Source organism: Methylobacillus rhizosphaerae (assembly GCF_900187985.1).
GTDB lineage: Bacteria > Pseudomonadota > Gammaproteobacteria > Burkholderiales > Methylophilaceae > Methylobacillus > Methylobacillus rhizosphaerae.
In genome coordinates this window covers 210,102-224,764 of the sequence record NZ_FZOA01000001.1, presented here as the reverse complement: position 1 = coordinate 224,764, position 14,663 = coordinate 210,102, and the positions used below count along the sequence as shown (strand labels likewise).

Here is a 14,663-nt window from a genome sequence, read left to right as displayed (position 1 = left end):
GCGGATTTTACGTTATTTTCTATACTGTTGGCAAGTCTATTCTGCGAAATTTGCAGTTTCAACATACCGAGTAGGGTCCGCCAACCCCGCAGCAACAAATCCTTGCCGACGCAAACGGCAGGAATCACAGACGCCACACGCCCTTCCCCGTTCGTCAGCCTGATAGCAGGATACCGTCAGGCTGTAATCAACACCAAGAGCTACTCCCTGCGTCACGATCTGCGCCTTGGTCATGTCGATCAAGGGTGCATGAATGGTAATGGTACGGCCCTCGATAGCACTTTTGGTAGCCAGGTTGGCCATATCCTGGAATGCACGCACGTATTCACCACGGCAGTCCGGATAGCCGGAATAATCCAGCGCATTGACGCCGATAAAGATATCCTGCGCCTCCAACACTTCTGCCCAGGCCAGCGCCAGAGACAACATGATGGTATTCCGTGCGGGCACATAGGTAATGGGGATGCCTTCACTGGGCATTTCCGGCACAGCAATACTGGCGTCCGTCAGGGCGGAACCACCAAACATGGCAAGATCCAATTGAGCTGTGCGGTGCATGGCTGCCCCTAGGGCAGTCACAATCTGTTGCGCCGCATCAAGTTCGGCACGGTGGCGCTGATGATAATCAAGACTCAGACAATACGCCTCATAGCCTTGATGGCGAGCGATAGCCAATACCGTAGCGGAATCAAGTCCGCCAGATAACAGCACAACCGCTTTCTTGCTCATGATTTCTTTCCTCGAAAGCCACTGCCGCCACAAGGCCGACAGCAAGCTATATTACTTGCCCGGGGTCTCGCCCCAGAGGATTTTGTGCAACTGCACCTGCATACGCACAGGCAGCTTATCTGCCAGCACCCAGTCTGCAAGATCTGTGGGCTTGACTTGGCTGAACACGGGAGAAAATATCACCTGGCACTTTTCATTGAGTGCATGCTCTGCCAGCAACTGTTTGGCCCAGTCATAATCCTCGCGGCTGCACAACACAAATTTGATTTCGTCGTTGGGCTTCAGGCGTTGCAGGTTTTCCCATTTGTTATTGGTCAGCTCCCCTGAACCAGGCGTCTTGATATCCAGGATAACGGCAACACGTTCATCCACGCCATCGGTGGCAACAGCCCCACCAGTTTCCAGCGAAACCGCATAACCTTCGTCACACAGGCGTTGCAACAGCGCCAGGCAACCCTTTTTCTGCGCCAGCGGCTCCCCGCCTGTCACACAGACATAACGCGCGCCATATCCCGCCACCTGCGCCATGATTTCATCCAGCGACATGTTGGTGCCACCTTTGAACGCATATTCGGTATCACAGTAGACACAGCGCATCGGGCAACCTGTCAGGCGCACAAAAACGGTAGGCAGGCCTACACGTGACGACTCCCCTTGCAGGGAGTGGAAGATTTCATGAATACGCAACACGGAAGCTATCTGGACTTGATCGAGTCCAGCACATCAAGCCGGCGCTTTGCACTGGGCGCCAGATCATGATTGGGAAATTTATCCAGCAGATTGCGCAAGGTTTTCTTGGCGTTATCCACATCAGACAACTGGATCTGGCTATTTGCAATACTGTACATGGCATCCGGCACTTTTGTGCTGTTTGGATACTGGTTAATCAGCTTCTGCTGGGTATTAATGGATGCTTTGTAATTTTTCAGTGAGAACTGCGTACTTCCCAGACCGTACATGGCATCCGGTGCTTGCTGAGATGCCGGGTGTGTCTGCAGGAATTTTCCATAGGCATCAAACGCTTCTTTGTATTTGCCTGATGCAGCCAGGGCATTGGCAGCATCCAGTTCGCTTCCTTCCGGGTTGGCATTATTGTCATCATTGACCACTGACTCCCCGTCAGTAATGGTATTTGCCGCTGCTACAGAACCTGCGCCCCCTTCTTCCAGCTTACGCAAACGACCATCAGTATCGGCATAGAGATCACGCTGACGCTGCTGTGCATTCTCTATATTGTGATTGGCAACTTCCAGCTCACCCTTGAGGCGGCTGATTTCCTGATTAAGTTTGTCAATCTGACCCATCAGGTCCAGCATACCCTGGCTTCTTGTTTCCAGGGTTTGCTGGCTCTTTCTCAACTCAACCAATGCAGCTTGCGTTTCCTGACTCTGGGTTTGCACCTTCTGCTCCAGGTCAGCGATTTTTTTTCTTGCCTCATCATCGCCGAACAGTGCGGCATGCGCAAACAAAGGCAGCGAGAATACTGCCACCATAACCAGAATCAGTGAACGCTGCATCATAACTTACTCGCCTTGGTATTGAAGCTCTACACGACGATCCTGCTGCCAGCAAGAATCACTGCTGCAAGCGCCATTGGCCTTTTCCTTGCCGAAGCTGACAGTTTCAATCTGTGCATCTTTCACGCCCAGCAGATTCAATGCCTTCTTCACAGCAACTGCACGACGCTGACCCAGGGACAAGTTGTATTCACGTGTGCCGCGATCATCGGTGTTACCTTGCAGGAAGACCTTAGCGTTATTGTGTGAATTCAGGTATTGCGCATGCGCCTCGACCAATGGGCGGAATTCAGCCTTGATGGCATCGCTATCGTAATCAAAATACACGCTACGCTTGGACAGGATGTTATTGGGGTCTGTCAATGGGTTGCTTGACAGAGATGAGTCAGAAACTCCGCTGGTTGCAGTTTCATTGCCGCCAGTCGTTTGTGACACTGCTGGACTCTTGTCCTCAACCGCTGCTTGCGGTGTTTCTTTGACAGCCTTGCTGGAGCACGCAGCCAACATCGCCACCAGCAAAACACTCATCACTATATTCTTGTTCACTTTGTTCTCTCCTTTAAATATGGGTAAATACCATCAACTGTTACAACACTACAAACCCTGCTGTTACAAACGCTCCCAAAATCCATCAGCAGCTTCAAACACCATTCTGCATGTTTCAAAACTACTGATTTACTACAGGCCCCCATGCTGGCTCACGTACATCACCGCTACTTTCGGTCAGACGCTGTTTCACCTTGCCATCAGCAGAGACTGCCGCAAGCGTTCCACGACTACCGACACGAGTAGCATGCAATATCATGCGCCCATTAGGGGCAAAACTCGGTGACTCATCCTTTGCACCATTGCTGAGCACTTGCACTTGTCCGCTCTGCAAGTCCTGCACGGCAACCTTGAACTGGCCACCGTCTCGGCGTACATAAGCAAGGAGCTTGCCATCAGGAGAAATTCTCGGACTGACGATATAACCACCATCAAAGGTCATGCGGCTGGCCTCTCCACCACTGGACGGCATGCGGTAAACCTGCGGACTGCCTCCACGGTCAGAGGTGAAATAGATATACCGACCATCAGGAGACCAGACTGGCTCAGTATCAATCGCACTTGTCCGGGTCAATTGCTGCAAACCAGTGCCATCGGCATTGATCGCGTATATTTGCGAATTTGCTGCATAAGTCAGCACGATGGCCAGGCGTTTGCCATCAGGAGACCATGACGGAGCGCTGTTGTTACCCTTGAAATTTGCCAATACAGTGCGTTGACCAGACACCAATGACTGGACATAGATAATCGGCTTTTTCTTTTCAAATGACACATAAGCCAGCTTGGTGCCATCCGGAGACCAGACAGGAGAAATGATAGGCTCAACTGAAGACACGACGGTCTGCGGATTGTATCCATCAGAATCTGCCACCTGCAGGGCATAACGTCCGCCCGACTTGCTTACATAGGCAATGCGCGTGGCAAAAACACCCTGCTCACCAGTCAGCTTCTGATAAATCACATCTGCAATCTTGTGTGCTGTCATGCGCAACTGGGCCGGAGTAATGTTGTACTCCATCCCCACTAGCTGGGTCTGCTTATAAACGTCCAACAAGCGGAAAGATACTTTGAGGCGATTGCCAGGCAGAGTTTCGACGCTGCCAATCGTCAGAGCCTGCGCCTGGATTGCAGCCCAATCAGAGTAACTGACTTGCGAGACATCACTGGGCTGGTTAGCCACACCCCGCGTTTCCAGCACCCGGAACAGCCCGCTACGTCGCAAATCTGCGCCGATCACATTGGCAATGGTATCTCGCTGCCCGGACACGGGTGTTTGTTGCGCAAACGGAACGACCGCAATCGGTATCTGCTGCGCAGCACCGCCAACAATCTCAACGGTCAAGTCTGCATGAGCAGTGAATGGCAGGAAGAAAACTAAAAATCTGAGAAATGTGCGTAATTTATTCATCGTTAATTTAGGGTCATAAAATAATGCAAAGTTCCCCGACGGTCAGTGTGTGCATTCTACCAACTCACCCATACACTTGCTATGGGAGTTTGCTGCTTATTATGTTTATATCCTGCAGCTTTCAGCCATCCTCATTAGGACGGAACTTCAGTTTGAGATCACGGAAACGTGAGAACAATTCCGGCTGTGGCGGTACAGGCAATGGCTGAGACTGTAGGATAGCACGCTCAATCGCCTCATCACAGGCCGGTAGCCCGCTACTCCTCAATATCTGCGGCATGCCAATCACGTCACCTGTCGGCATCAAGCTGATACCAACCTCCAGTTCCACCTTGCCAGTCCCACAGAACTGGCGGTTCACATTACGCTTGATCTTGGCCTGGAGCTGGCCGAGATATTTGTCAATCTCGCTTTGATTGGCAACATCAGCGCCATCCTGAGCCGGACCCTGTTTTTGCGCAGGTGCGGGCCTGGAATTTTCCTCCAACAATTCCTGCTGCAGTTTTTTCAGCTCCTCCAGCTTGACCTTGTCTTCTTTCTTCGGCTCTGGCTTTTTAGGTTCTGGTTTCGGCTCAGGTTTCTTGGGTTCCGGCTTTTTTGGCTCAGGCTTTTTCTCTGGCTGCTTGGGTTTCTCCGGCTCTTTCTTCACCTGGATTTCAGCTTGAGGCTCAGGCTCAGCCGGTTTTGGCTCGGGCTTGGGTTCAGGTGCCGGCTCTGGTTTTGGCTCAGGCTTGGGAGGTTCCGGCATGGGCTCTGGCTTCGGCGGCTTGGCAACAGGTTTGTCCGCTGGCAACGCATCCCACAGATCCACTTCTGCCACCCTCATCGGCTGATGTGTCTTCCAGTCGAAAGACACAAGCAGCAGCACGAGCAGCAGCAAATGTACCAGCAGGGAAAGCGCGGCCGCGCGCACCTTGTAAGGATTAGCTTTACGTAGTTTCATTAACGTTTAATTAGCCGGTTTAAGCAGGAGGCCAACCTTATATTGTTTCAGGCTATCCATCAGGGTGATGACTTTGTCGTATTGCACATTTTTATCTGCTGCAATGACAATAGCGCGCTCCGGCGTCTTCTCAACCTGGTTCTTGACTTCAAACAGCAAGACGTCCCGCTCCATGACCTTGCCCTCAAGCTCAGCCTTGCCATTGGCCTTGACTGTAATCACAACAGGAGCTGCCGCCTGCTTGAGCGTTTGTCCAACCTGCGGCAGTTCAACGATACCAGGGTTGGTCATGGGGGCCGTTACCATGAAAATCACCAGCAATACCAGAGTAACATCAATATATGGCACAACATTGATCTGGTTCATCAGGCGACGGGATTTGCGACGACTCATCACAACCTCCTTATGCCTTGCGTTGCAGGATATTGGTAAATTCTTCTATAAAGCTCTCGTAACGTACTGCCAATCTGTCTACTGAGGCGGTGAAGCGATTATAGGCAATGACTGCCGGAATCGCGGCAAACAGGCCAATTGCCGTTGCCACCAGCGCTTCGGCAATACCAGGCGCCACATGCGACAAGGTAGCCTGTGCCATGTTAGCCAGGCCACGGAAGGCATTCATGATGCCCCACACTGTACCGAACAGACCGATATATGGGCTGACTGAGCCAACAGAGGCAAGAAAAGGCAGATGGGAATCCAGTTCATCCATCTCACGGTTGTAAGCTGCACGCATGGCACGCCGCGCGCCTTCGGTCACATCACTGACATCCAGTGTAGGCTGACGCTTGAGACGGGCATATTCCTTGAAACCTGCTTCAAAAATGCTGGCCAGCCCCTGTACATTACGACGACCAGAAGTCACGCTTTCATACAGCTGATTGAGATCCCCGCCCTTCCAGAATACACGTTCAAAATCTTCCGCTTCGCGGTCAGCGCTACGGACAGAGTAGAATTTGATGAAGATGTACCACCATGAAACCAGGGATGCAAATAACAATAACGCCATTACGAGCTGCACAGGCACGCTGGCCCCGCTGATCAGCGTTATCAATGACATATCTTCAGTTGGGTTCATTCAAGCTCCGTTGGATTAATCATGTTACGTACAGCAGCCGGTATGCTCACCGGCCTGAACTGTTCAGCATCGATACATACAATATCTACCGCGGCATCAATCAAAAGTTCATCATCGCGATATATTTGCTGTTCGAATTTCATAAGACTACGTCCCAATTCCTTGAGTTGCGTGACAACTTCCAGCGCATCATCAAAGCGTGCGGGCCGGCGATATTGTAACGCAAGGCTACGCACTACGAACAACACCCCGTATTCATCTTTGAGCTTTGCCTGCCCGAACCCGAGACTACGCAGGAACTCAGTACGTGCCCGCTCCATGAACCTGAGGTAGTCAGCGTGATATACCACTCCACCGCTATCGGTGTCTTCATAGTAAACGCGCACCGGCCAATGAAACTTACCATTCCGGATCATTGCTGCCAAAGCTCTCCAGAGCCGATTTTTCCTGGCATGGACAGGCCAAAATGCAAGTATGCCTGCTGGGTGGCAATACGCCCACGCGGAGTACGCATGAGGTAGCCTTGCTGTATCAGGTAAGGCTCCAGCACATCTTCAATCGTATCCCGCTCTTCACCAATGGCCGCAGCAAGATTATCCAGCCCGACGGGACCACCATCAAATTTTTCCAACACAGCCAACAACAGTTTTCTGTCCATGACATCAAAACCCAGCTTATCCACATCCAGCATTTTCAGAGCCGCATCAGCAATGTCAGCACTTACTATCCCATCAGATTTCACCTGCGCATAATCACGTACCCGGCGTAGCAGGCGGTTGGCAATACGCGGCGTACCACGTGAACGACGTGCAATTTCCAAAGCACCTTGCTGTTGCATGGAAACTTCCAGCAACCCGGCAGAGCGCTGCACAATGCGGGCCAGCTCTTCCGAGGTATAAAATTCCAGGCGCGACACGATGCCAAAACGATCACGCAGGGGATTGGTCAGCATGCCAGCTCTGGTCGTCGCCCCTACCAGGGTGAAAGGTGGCAGGTCGAGGCGCACGGAACGTGCAGCAGGCCCCTCACCTATCATGATATCCAGGCGGTAATCTTCCATGGCTGGGTAGAGGATTTCCTCCACCACGGGTGACAAACGATGAATTTCATCAATGAATAACACATCATTGGGTTCAAGATTGGTCAGCAATGCCGCCAGGTCGCCAGCACGTTCCAGTACAGGCCCGGAGGTCTGACGCAGGTTGACGCCCATTTCCTTGGCAATGATATGCGCCAGCGTCGTCTTGCCCAGGCCCGGAGGGCCAAACAACAGGACGTGGTCCAGCGCTTCGGAACGACCACGCGCAGCATCTATGAAAATCTCCAGCTGGCTACGCGCCTTTTCCTGTCCCACATATTCATCCAGCACCTTGGGACGCAAGGCGCGCTCAAGCGCTTCTTCCTGCGTACCCTGGGTGGATGTGGTGATTAAACGATCGGTTTCTATCATTGGGTGGATCAGCTTTTTCCTGCATCAATCCGCAGCTGCAATCAGCCAGCGGTATATGCGCATGATACAGAAAAGCCTGTGATTGTTCTCCATCTTGCACGGGAGAAACTATAAAACATTGTCATTATGCTGTGTTGAGCAGCATAGAATTGAATTTCCCAACTTCACCATCAACAACCTGCATTAAGGGAAATATCCTTAACCTTTGGACAGGGATTTCAGGGCAAGTTTAATACCCTCGGCGACAGCAGTATCAGCAGGCAATTGCTTGACTGCAGCCAAGGCTTCCCTCTCATTGTAGCCCAGCGCAAGCAAGGCATTGAGCACATCCCCGCTCGCTGATTTTGCCTGCCCCCCGGACAATGCAGAAACGCCATCAATGGAAAATTTGTCCTTGAGCTCAAGCAACAAGCGTTCAGCTGTTTTCTTGCCTATCCCCGGCACCTTGGTCAACAGTCCGGTCTCTTGTAACGCCACCGCCTGCACCAGATCATCGACCGACAGTCCACTCAGGATAGCAAGCGCTGACTTCGCACCTATGCCATTGACTTTCAATAACTGCCGGAAAGTGACTCGCTCCTGGTCAGTGCCAAAACCGTACAACAGCTGCGCATCCTCACGCACGACGAAATGGGTAAGCAGCACAACTTGCTCACCCGTTGCAGGCAAGTTGTAAAAAGTGCTCATGGGCACCTCGCACTCATAGCCCACACCATGACAATCAATCACCACTTGCGGCGGCGTTTTATCTATCAAGATACCGCTTAATCTTGCAATCATATCAATCTGCCACCTCTCACCCGGAATCCCGCCGTCGCCAGCTTACCCAATCCCTGCCCGCCATGCGCATGACAAATGGCACACGCCAGCGCATCCGCTGAATCCGGCCGTGGCAATCCCGGGAGATTCAGGAGCCGCTTGACCATTTCCTGCACCTGGTCCTTGGCTGCGTGACCATTCCCGACCACAGACTGCTTTACCTGCAAGGCCGTATATTCAGATACCGGCAAATTCTTCAGCACCAAGGCACTGATGGCTGCGCCTCGCGCCTGGCCCAGCAACAAAGTGGACTGCGGATTAACGTTGACGAATACCTTTTCAACTGCTGCCTGCTGTGGCTGATAGTCAGCAATCACTTCCGCCAGACTATCCAGTATCACTTTAAGCCTGGTGGGCAAATCCTCTATTTCACTACCTCTGCCTGTGGTGGTCTTGATGGTGCCGCTGGCGACATAGGCAAGCTTTTCACCGGTTTTCTCAATTACGCCAAAACCGGTAAGCCTCAAGCCAGGATCAATACCCAGTATGCGCAAGGACATTACTCTTCGATGACTGCCGTAGTATATACATCCTGCACATCATCCAGGTCTTCCAGCGCGTCCAACAGCTTCTGCATCTTGGCACCATCTTCGCCACTGAACACGGTTTCAGTATCAGGCTTCATGGTCACTTCAGCCAACACCGGCTTCAGGCCTGCTGCCTCAAGCGCTTCCTTCACCGCAGTAAAGTCACCAGGCGCCGTAATGACCTCAATACTGCCATCCTCATCCGTCACTACATCTTCCGCGCCAGCTTCCAGGGCAGCTTCCATTACCTGGTCTTCGCTGGTACCTGGTTCGAATACCAGCACGCCGCAATGCTTGAACATGAATGAAACCGAACCATCGGTTCCCAGGTTGCCACCGTTTTTGCTCAAGGCATGACGCACATCGGCCACGGCACGCTGCTTGTTGTCTGTGAGACAGTCAATGATAATGGCAGCGCCGCCAATACCATAACCTTCGTAACGGATTTCTTCGTAATTGACCCCCTCCAGCTCACCAGTGCCGCGCTTGATGGCACGCGTGATGTTATCTGCCGGCATGTTCTGCTCCTTGGCTTCTGCCACGGCCGCACGCAAGCGAGGGTTGAAATTGAGATCACCGCCGCTCATGCGAGCTGACACGGTGATTTCCTTGATCAGTTTAGTGAATATCTTGCCACGTTTGGCATCCTGGCGACCTTTGCGGTGCTGGATGTTAGCCCATTTGGAATGCCCTGCCATTTGAAAATCCTTTGATTGCTAAATTATGCAAAAAAACCTACTGGATTTTACCATAGAGGATTACTGGAAAATATGCGCCTTTCAGTCCTGTCCCATGGCAGGGTCAACCTCTTCCTTGCGCTTCATGCTATACAGGGAAATGATCAACAATGCGGCACCAATCAACAACATACCCACTATTTCGCCGCGACTGGGTTCTTCCCCCAGCTGCAACCAGGCTGCAAGTACGCCTATCACAGGCGCAAGCAGAGAAGTCATGCTGGCAATTCCCGCAGGCAGGTGCTGCAAGGCATAAAGCCAGAGCAGCCAGGCCAGGGCATTGCACAATACAGCATTGAACAACACGGCGCCGATAAAGTTGATACTCCAGTCAATAGGCGGTGCAGGCACAATAAACGCCACCACCACCAACGGCAAAGAGCCAAATAGCATCTGCCAGGCTGTGAGGGACATGAGGTCCAGGTCAGGCACACGCTGGTGCAGCTTCTTGGCCACGATGACAGACACCGCCCAGAACACCCCCCCCAGAATAGCCAGGATCATGCTGAATAGGTCAGCCCCCAGATGCAATGGATCCAGGATGAATACCAATCCCATGACCGAGGACAATACTGCCAGCCATTGCACGCCGCGGATTTTCTCGCCCAGCAATGGCCATGCCAGCATCATGACCCAGAATGGCATGGTGTAGGTCAGCACTGCCGTCTTGCCAGCACCTCCTTCCACCAGCGCCCAGATAATCAGGCCGGTAAACCCGCAAGTCTGCAAGATACCCAGCCAGATCAAGGTAGGGATTTCACGCGGCTTGAGTGGTTTGCGCATCAAGGCCAGTAATGCGAACAGGCACACCGCTCCATAGAATGTCCGCATTGCACCGAACTGGAACGCGCCCGCATAGTCCAGCGCATGCTTCATGACTACCCAGTTGTACCCCCATAGGATTGCCAACAGCACTAAGGCTGCAAAAGCACGCAAGGTAGTTGAAGTTCCCGCTTTCATGATGGCTCCTGGCCCTTGGCCTTGATGAAGTTTAATTCCAGATATGGCTTAACAACTTCCAGTTACCGTCAGCCTGTTTCCTGTAGAGCAAATGCACGTTGCCACTAAAACTCTGGCGCTGCCCTTCAGCATTCACCACGGCAGCACTCCAGTGTCCGCGCTGGAATGCGAGATTACCATCGGCCTCCGCATGAATCAGCTCCAGTTTGTGATCCACAATACCGCTGGCAATGGCTCCTTGCCAGAAAGTCAGCAAGGCATCCTTGCCGTTCACCTGCCCGGCGCCAGCTGGCAGGACCGTGGCTTCATCATCATAGAAGGAAACTACTTGTGCATGATCCTTTACATTGAAAGCAGCATCCCATGCCTGGTTCAGCTGTGTTGCGACTGCGTTGAAATCTGAGTTTGTCATATCAATTCTCCAAGATTGTTAAAAATTAATTCCATGTATGAGTCAAGATTTTCCAGCTACCGTCATCCTGCTTTTTATAAAGCAGGTGCAGATTGCCGCCGAAATTCTGCGGTTCAGCGCCGTCTACCCCCTTGAGCACAGCGCTCCATTTAGCGCGTTGATAAATCGTGTTGCCCACAATGCCGGTTTCCACGGTCTCGATGTGATGATCAGTCAAACCCTTGGCGAACAGGCCAGACCAGAAATCTGCAATCGCCTTAGTCCCTGTCACTTGCTCACCACCTGCAGGCAGCAAGCTGCCATTGGCATCATAATAAGTACTGATAGTGCCAGCCGAAGCCTGGACAAAGGCCTCATCCCATGCAGCATTCAACTGACTGACAATCGCATCAGCCTTTTCCTTGTCAGGTTTGGCATTACATTGATAAGCCATGACAGCTGCAATGGCAGCCAGTACCAACACAGCCAATACTGCGATACTTTTACAATTTTTCATGATGAGACCTCTCCACTGATGATAGAAATTAATAACGACACTACATTAATGCGCCAGCAAAACACCTGCTAACCAAACGCAGGAATGCCGACATTCAACTTACCCAGAACAACACTCAACAATTCCCGCTCTTCTTCACTTATCCCAGCCATACATTGCCGCAATCGCGTATAGTAATCCGGCATCACCTGATCCAACCTGACCTGGCCCGCATCAGTCAATTGAATGGATACCTTTCTGCGGTCACCAGTATCAGAAATACGCTTTACCAACCCGTCACGCTCCAGGCCATCAATCAATCCTGTCATGGTCGCGCGACTCACTCCCGCCTTATCTGCCAACGTAGAAGGCAAGGCAATACTGTTCTCCTCACGCATCAATAACACCAGCACCCACCAGCGCCCTTGCAACAAGCCATGCCGACTGAGGCAGGTATCAAGCGCCAACGACAGATCACTCGCCACGCGCAAGAAATGCAGGAACACCGCTACCCCACCTGTGTCGGCATCGGGATAGCGCTCGGCAAATTTCGCCAGCACTGCTTTATCAGGAAGATCTTTGAGCTTCAACATAATTAGCCTGATTATAATTAGCTGACTAATTATGTCAACACATATTTACCAACCCTCTAAACAAGCAAAGCACTGCTCGTTGTTCCTGATCGAGGATATTCAACCTCAATTCCAAAAGGTGTATATTGCAATTACAGGTTCAAAGAAAACAAAGGGGAAGCCAACATGAAAACTGTGCGGCAAGTTCTGGAAACCAAAGGGAGCACTGTCTATTCTGTCGCGCCTGAAAGCCTGGTTTACGATGCTTTACTGGTCATGGCGGAGCGTCAGATCGGTGCACTGGTCGTGATGCACCGCGACCAGATGGTCGGAATATTCTCTGAACGAGATTACGCGCGAGAAGTTGCGCTCAAAGGTAAGACGTCCAGGACCACCACTGTCGGAGATATCATGTCGGGAGAAGTGACAACAGTCAGCCTGGCTGATACCGTTGACCACTGCATGAACCTGATCTCCGGCAAGCGCGTGCGACACCTGCCAGTCATTGAGAACAACCAGCTGGTTGGCCTGCTTTCGATAGGTGATCTGGTCAAGGAAACCATTGCCTATCAGGAATTCCTTATCCAACAACTGGAAAATTACATCCAGAGCTGATTATGGAGACTGGGGACTCCCATCCTCACTCTCACTCAGGGAGTCCTCACTTCGACCACCCCAGATGTTGTTGTTGAGTCCGGCTACGATCTCCTCCATGTCGCGACTCAATGTATGCTGCAAATCCTGGCGCGTCCGTACATTGTATGACACCACTTTCTGCATATCGGTATGAATGGGATGCAGATCTCGCATCATCCCTTCATCATGGCGGCGGAACTTCCAGGCGGTACTGTAAGCATGAAACGGGGTGTAGCCCATCTCGCGCAAAGCCTTTTCCCCCAGATGGACAGCACCGAGAAAAGTTTCACGCACACAGTCAATTCCCAGGTCCATGTAATCGAATACATAAGTACGATTGCGCACGCGCGCCAGTATTTTGACATCCGGATAGTGCTGCCGCACATAGCGTGCCGTTTCGATGGCATCTTCAGCATTATCTATCGCCAGTATCAGCAAACGGGCATTGGCAATTCCCGCTGCCCGCAGTACGTCCGGCCTAGTAATGTCACCGTAATACGCACGATACCCGAAACTGCGCATCAGCTCGATCTGGTTGGGGTCATGCTCGATCACTGTAGGCTCCACACCCACCCCGGTCAGCAACCGAGTAACAATCTGCCCCACGCGCCCGAAGCCGGCAATGATGATCGGGCGCTCTTCATCAAACTCATCGAATTTCCTGTTCTGCCGACGCTGCTGCAACCTGCGCCTGTAAGCAAACTGGTATACCAGCAGCAACAACGGCGTTGTCACCATGGAAATCGCCACCACAGAATTCAGTACGGCACTGTGCTCATAGCTGATCACCTTGGTATCGACTGCAGCGCTGAAGATGACGAAAGCAAACTCCCCGACTTGAGATAAAGTAACCGCAAACATCAGGCCACCAGCATTGTTCAGGCGGAACACCTTGGCAAGACCAAACAACAATACAAGCTTGAATGAGACAAATGCCAGCGCCAGCCCCACAATCAGTACAGGATGCTGTAACACCATACCCAGGTTGACAGACATACCGACCGAGATGAAAAACAACCCCAACAGCAATCCTTTGAACGGTTCAATATCCAGTTCAAGCTCCTGGCGATACTCGGAATCTGCCAACAAGACTCCTGAGATAAAAGCCCCCAGCGCCATGGATAGGCCAACCAGGGTCATGAGGATGGAGACGCCAATGATCAGGAACAAGGCAAACGCAATGAATATCTCGCGCAATCCGGTATTGGCGATATAGCGCAACACTGGCCGCAGCAGATATTTACCGCCGAGTATCAGCAGGATCACCAGTGCCACAGCCTTGAGAATGGCCAGCCAGTCCATATGCACGCCGTTGGAGACATGCGCCCCGGGCGCAATGACCAATAACAGGATCATGATGGGAATCACCGCCAGATCCTGGAACAACAGTACCGAAAACGCCGAACGTCCCGAAGGCCGGTTCAATGCACCCTGTTCAGCCAGCACCTGCATGGCAATCGCGGTAGAAGACATGGCAACCCCCATACCGACCACCAACGACAAGCGCCAATCCAGGTTGAATGCCGTACCGACCCCATATACCAGCCCTGCCGTCAGCAATACCTGCAATCCACCCATACCAAAAATGGGCAAGCGCAACTCCATCAGCTTATCGGGATCAATCTCCAGCCCGATCAGGAACAACATCATGACTACACCGAACTCGGAAAAATGCAACACCGTATCGGTGTCAGCCACCAAGCCCAAGCCCCATGGCCCGATCACAACACCAGCAAACAGATAGCCCAGCACCGAACCAAGACCAATACGCCGGAAAATTGGCACTGCCAACACCGCAGCGCCCAGATAGATCACGCTTTCAAGCAATAAGGACGGGATATGGGCTTCTGCCAT

At 52.0% G+C, this 14,663-nt stretch carries 19 protein-coding genes; 1 reads left to right on the top strand and 18 read right to left on the bottom strand.

Annotation, left to right across the window (positions count from 1 at the left end; translation table 11 throughout):
• Positions 1-36: 36 nt before the first annotated feature.
• The 17 genes from queC to CHB59_RS01035 all read right to left on the bottom strand — a co-directional run bounded on the left by queC (position 37) and on the right by CHB59_RS01035 (position 12,194).
• The gene (queC, locus tag CHB59_RS01115) at positions 37-729 is read right to left on the bottom strand and encodes a 7-cyano-7-deazaguanine synthase QueC (RefSeq protein WP_089374385.1); all 693 of its coding nucleotides are present in this window, start codon (positions 727-729) and stop codon (positions 37-39) included.
• Positions 730-780: 51 nt separating this feature from the next.
• The gene (gene queE, locus CHB59_RS01110) at positions 781-1,419 is read right to left on the bottom strand and encodes a 7-carboxy-7-deazaguanine synthase QueE (RefSeq protein ID WP_089374384.1); all 639 of its coding nucleotides are present in this window, start codon (positions 1,417-1,419) and stop codon (positions 781-783) included.
• A 5-nt stretch (positions 1,420-1,424) separates the two neighbouring features.
• Positions 1,425-2,249: a tol-pal system protein YbgF gene (gene ybgF / locus CHB59_RS01105; protein WP_089374383.1), complete on the bottom strand. Its 825-nt coding sequence runs from the start codon at positions 2,247-2,249 to the stop codon at positions 1,425-1,427.
• A 3-nt stretch (positions 2,250-2,252) separates the two neighbouring features.
• Complete coding sequence (gene pal, locus CHB59_RS01100; RefSeq protein WP_089374382.1) at positions 2,253-2,792, bottom strand: peptidoglycan-associated lipoprotein Pal; 540 nt, start codon at positions 2,790-2,792, stop codon at positions 2,253-2,255.
• 121 nt (positions 2,793-2,913) lie between these two features.
• Positions 2,914-4,200 (bottom strand): Tol-Pal system beta propeller repeat protein TolB, encoded by a 1,287-nt coding sequence (tolB, locus tag CHB59_RS01095; protein ID WP_089374381.1) that lies wholly within the window; start codon positions 4,198-4,200, stop codon positions 2,914-2,916.
• Between the two features lie 121 nt (positions 4,201-4,321).
• The gene (locus CHB59_RS01090; protein WP_089374380.1) at positions 4,322-5,143 is read right to left on the bottom strand and encodes an energy transducer TonB; all 822 of its coding nucleotides are present in this window, start codon (positions 5,141-5,143) and stop codon (positions 4,322-4,324) included.
• A gap of 6 nt (positions 5,144-5,149) precedes the next feature.
• Complete coding sequence (locus tag CHB59_RS01085) at positions 5,150-5,536, bottom strand: biopolymer transporter ExbD (RefSeq protein ID WP_089374379.1); 387 nt, start codon at positions 5,534-5,536, stop codon at positions 5,150-5,152.
• 10 nt (positions 5,537-5,546) lie between these two features.
• A complete protein-coding gene (tolQ, locus tag CHB59_RS01080) occupies positions 5,547-6,221 on the bottom strand; it encodes a protein TolQ (RefSeq protein WP_089374378.1) in 675 nt (224 codons plus the stop codon).
• On the bottom strand, positions 6,218-6,637 hold the full coding sequence (gene ybgC / locus CHB59_RS01075; RefSeq protein ID WP_089374377.1) for a tol-pal system-associated acyl-CoA thioesterase: 420 nt from the start codon (positions 6,635-6,637) through the stop codon (positions 6,218-6,220). Before ybgC ends, tolQ begins: the two co-directional genes overlap by 4 nt.
• Complete coding sequence (gene ruvB, locus CHB59_RS01070; protein WP_089374376.1) at positions 6,634-7,671, bottom strand: Holliday junction branch migration DNA helicase RuvB; 1,038 nt, start codon at positions 7,669-7,671, stop codon at positions 6,634-6,636. Before ruvB ends, ybgC begins: the two co-directional genes overlap by 4 nt.
• Before the next feature lie 198 nt (positions 7,672-7,869).
• Positions 7,870-8,451: a Holliday junction branch migration protein RuvA gene (gene ruvA / locus CHB59_RS01065; protein WP_089374375.1), complete on the bottom strand. Its 582-nt coding sequence runs from the start codon at positions 8,449-8,451 to the stop codon at positions 7,870-7,872.
• The gene (gene ruvC / locus CHB59_RS01060; RefSeq protein WP_089374374.1) at positions 8,448-8,990 is read right to left on the bottom strand and encodes a crossover junction endodeoxyribonuclease RuvC; all 543 of its coding nucleotides are present in this window, start codon (positions 8,988-8,990) and stop codon (positions 8,448-8,450) included. The genes ruvA and ruvC overlap by 4 nt, the downstream gene beginning before the upstream one ends.
• Positions 8,990-9,715 (bottom strand): YebC/PmpR family DNA-binding transcriptional regulator, encoded by a 726-nt coding sequence (locus CHB59_RS01055; RefSeq protein ID WP_089374373.1) that lies wholly within the window; start codon positions 9,713-9,715, stop codon positions 8,990-8,992. Before CHB59_RS01055 ends, ruvC begins: the two co-directional genes overlap by 1 nt.
• Before the next feature lie 81 nt (positions 9,716-9,796).
• Positions 9,797-10,714: a DMT family transporter gene (locus tag CHB59_RS01050; RefSeq protein ID WP_089374372.1), complete on the bottom strand. Its 918-nt coding sequence runs from the start codon at positions 10,712-10,714 to the stop codon at positions 9,797-9,799.
• A gap of 31 nt (positions 10,715-10,745) precedes the next feature.
• Positions 10,746-11,126: a YybH family protein gene (locus CHB59_RS01045; RefSeq protein WP_089374371.1), complete on the bottom strand. Its 381-nt coding sequence runs from the start codon at positions 11,124-11,126 to the stop codon at positions 10,746-10,748.
• Positions 11,127-11,151: 25 nt separating this feature from the next.
• A complete protein-coding gene (locus CHB59_RS01040; protein ID WP_089374370.1) occupies positions 11,152-11,622 on the bottom strand; it encodes a YybH family protein in 471 nt (156 codons plus the stop codon).
• Positions 11,623-11,690: 68 nt separating this feature from the next.
• The gene (locus CHB59_RS01035; RefSeq protein WP_089374369.1) at positions 11,691-12,194 is read right to left on the bottom strand and encodes a MarR family winged helix-turn-helix transcriptional regulator; all 504 of its coding nucleotides are present in this window, start codon (positions 12,192-12,194) and stop codon (positions 11,691-11,693) included.
• Positions 12,195-12,359: 165 nt separating this feature from the next.
• On the opposite strand from CHB59_RS01035, the gene CHB59_RS01030 reads away from it, so the two are divergent.
• Entirely contained in the window at positions 12,360-12,788 is a 429-nt protein-coding gene (locus CHB59_RS01030) for a CBS domain-containing protein (protein ID WP_089374368.1), read from the top strand.
• Here the strand turns inward: CHB59_RS01030 and CHB59_RS01025 are convergent, their stop codons facing one another.
• Complete coding sequence (locus CHB59_RS01025; RefSeq protein ID WP_089374367.1) at positions 12,789-14,663, bottom strand: monovalent cation:proton antiporter-2 (CPA2) family protein; 1,875 nt, start codon at positions 14,661-14,663, stop codon at positions 12,789-12,791. It abuts the gene before it with no gap.

Bases quoted from the DNA above. Each gene is read 5' to 3' on its own strand.
- queC (WP_089374385.1), bottom strand. From the start codon at position 729: ATGAGCAAGAAAGCGGTTGTGCTGTTATCTGGCGGACTTGATTCCGCT.
- ybgF (WP_089374383.1), bottom strand. From the start codon at position 2,249: ATGATGCAGCGTTCACTGATTCTGGTTATGGTGGCAGTATTCTCGCTG.
- tolB (WP_089374381.1), bottom strand. From the start codon at position 4,200: ATGAATAAATTACGCACATTTCTCAGATTTTTAGTTTTCTTCCTGCCA.
- CHB59_RS01090 (WP_089374380.1), bottom strand. From the start codon at position 5,143: ATGAAACTACGTAAAGCTAATCCTTACAAGGTGCGCGCGGCCGCGCTT.
- CHB59_RS01085 (WP_089374379.1), bottom strand. From the start codon at position 5,536: ATGAGTCGTCGCAAATCCCGTCGCCTGATGAACCAGATCAATGTTGTG.
- tolQ (WP_089374378.1), bottom strand. From the start codon at position 6,221: ATGAACCCAACTGAAGATATGTCATTGATAACGCTGATCAGCGGGGCC.
- ybgC (WP_089374377.1), bottom strand. From the start codon at position 6,637: ATGATCCGGAATGGTAAGTTTCATTGGCCGGTGCGCGTTTACTATGAA.
- ruvB (WP_089374376.1), bottom strand. From the start codon at position 7,671: ATGATAGAAACCGATCGTTTAATCACCACATCCACCCAGGGTACGCAG.
- ruvA (WP_089374375.1), bottom strand. From the start codon at position 8,451: ATGATTGCAAGATTAAGCGGTATCTTGATAGATAAAACGCCGCCGCAA.
- ruvC (WP_089374374.1), bottom strand. From the start codon at position 8,990: ATGTCCTTGCGCATACTGGGTATTGATCCTGGCTTGAGGCTTACCGGT.
- CHB59_RS01055 (WP_089374373.1), bottom strand. From the start codon at position 9,715: ATGGCAGGGCATTCCAAATGGGCTAACATCCAGCACCGCAAAGGTCGC.
- CHB59_RS01050 (WP_089374372.1), bottom strand. From the start codon at position 10,714: ATGAAAGCGGGAACTTCAACTACCTTGCGTGCTTTTGCAGCCTTAGTG.
- CHB59_RS01045 (WP_089374371.1), bottom strand. From the start codon at position 11,126: ATGACAAACTCAGATTTCAACGCAGTCGCAACACAGCTGAACCAGGCA.
- CHB59_RS01040 (WP_089374370.1), bottom strand. From the start codon at position 11,622: ATGAAAAATTGTAAAAGTATCGCAGTATTGGCTGTGTTGGTACTGGCT.
- CHB59_RS01035 (WP_089374369.1), bottom strand. From the start codon at position 12,194: ATGTTGAAGCTCAAAGATCTTCCTGATAAAGCAGTGCTGGCGAAATTT.
- CHB59_RS01030 (WP_089374368.1), top strand. From the start codon at position 12,360: ATGAAAACTGTGCGGCAAGTTCTGGAAACCAAAGGGAGCACTGTCTAT.
- CHB59_RS01025 (WP_089374367.1), bottom strand. From the start codon at position 14,663: ATGGCAGAAGCCCATATCCCGTCCTTATTGCTTGAAAGCGTGATCTAT.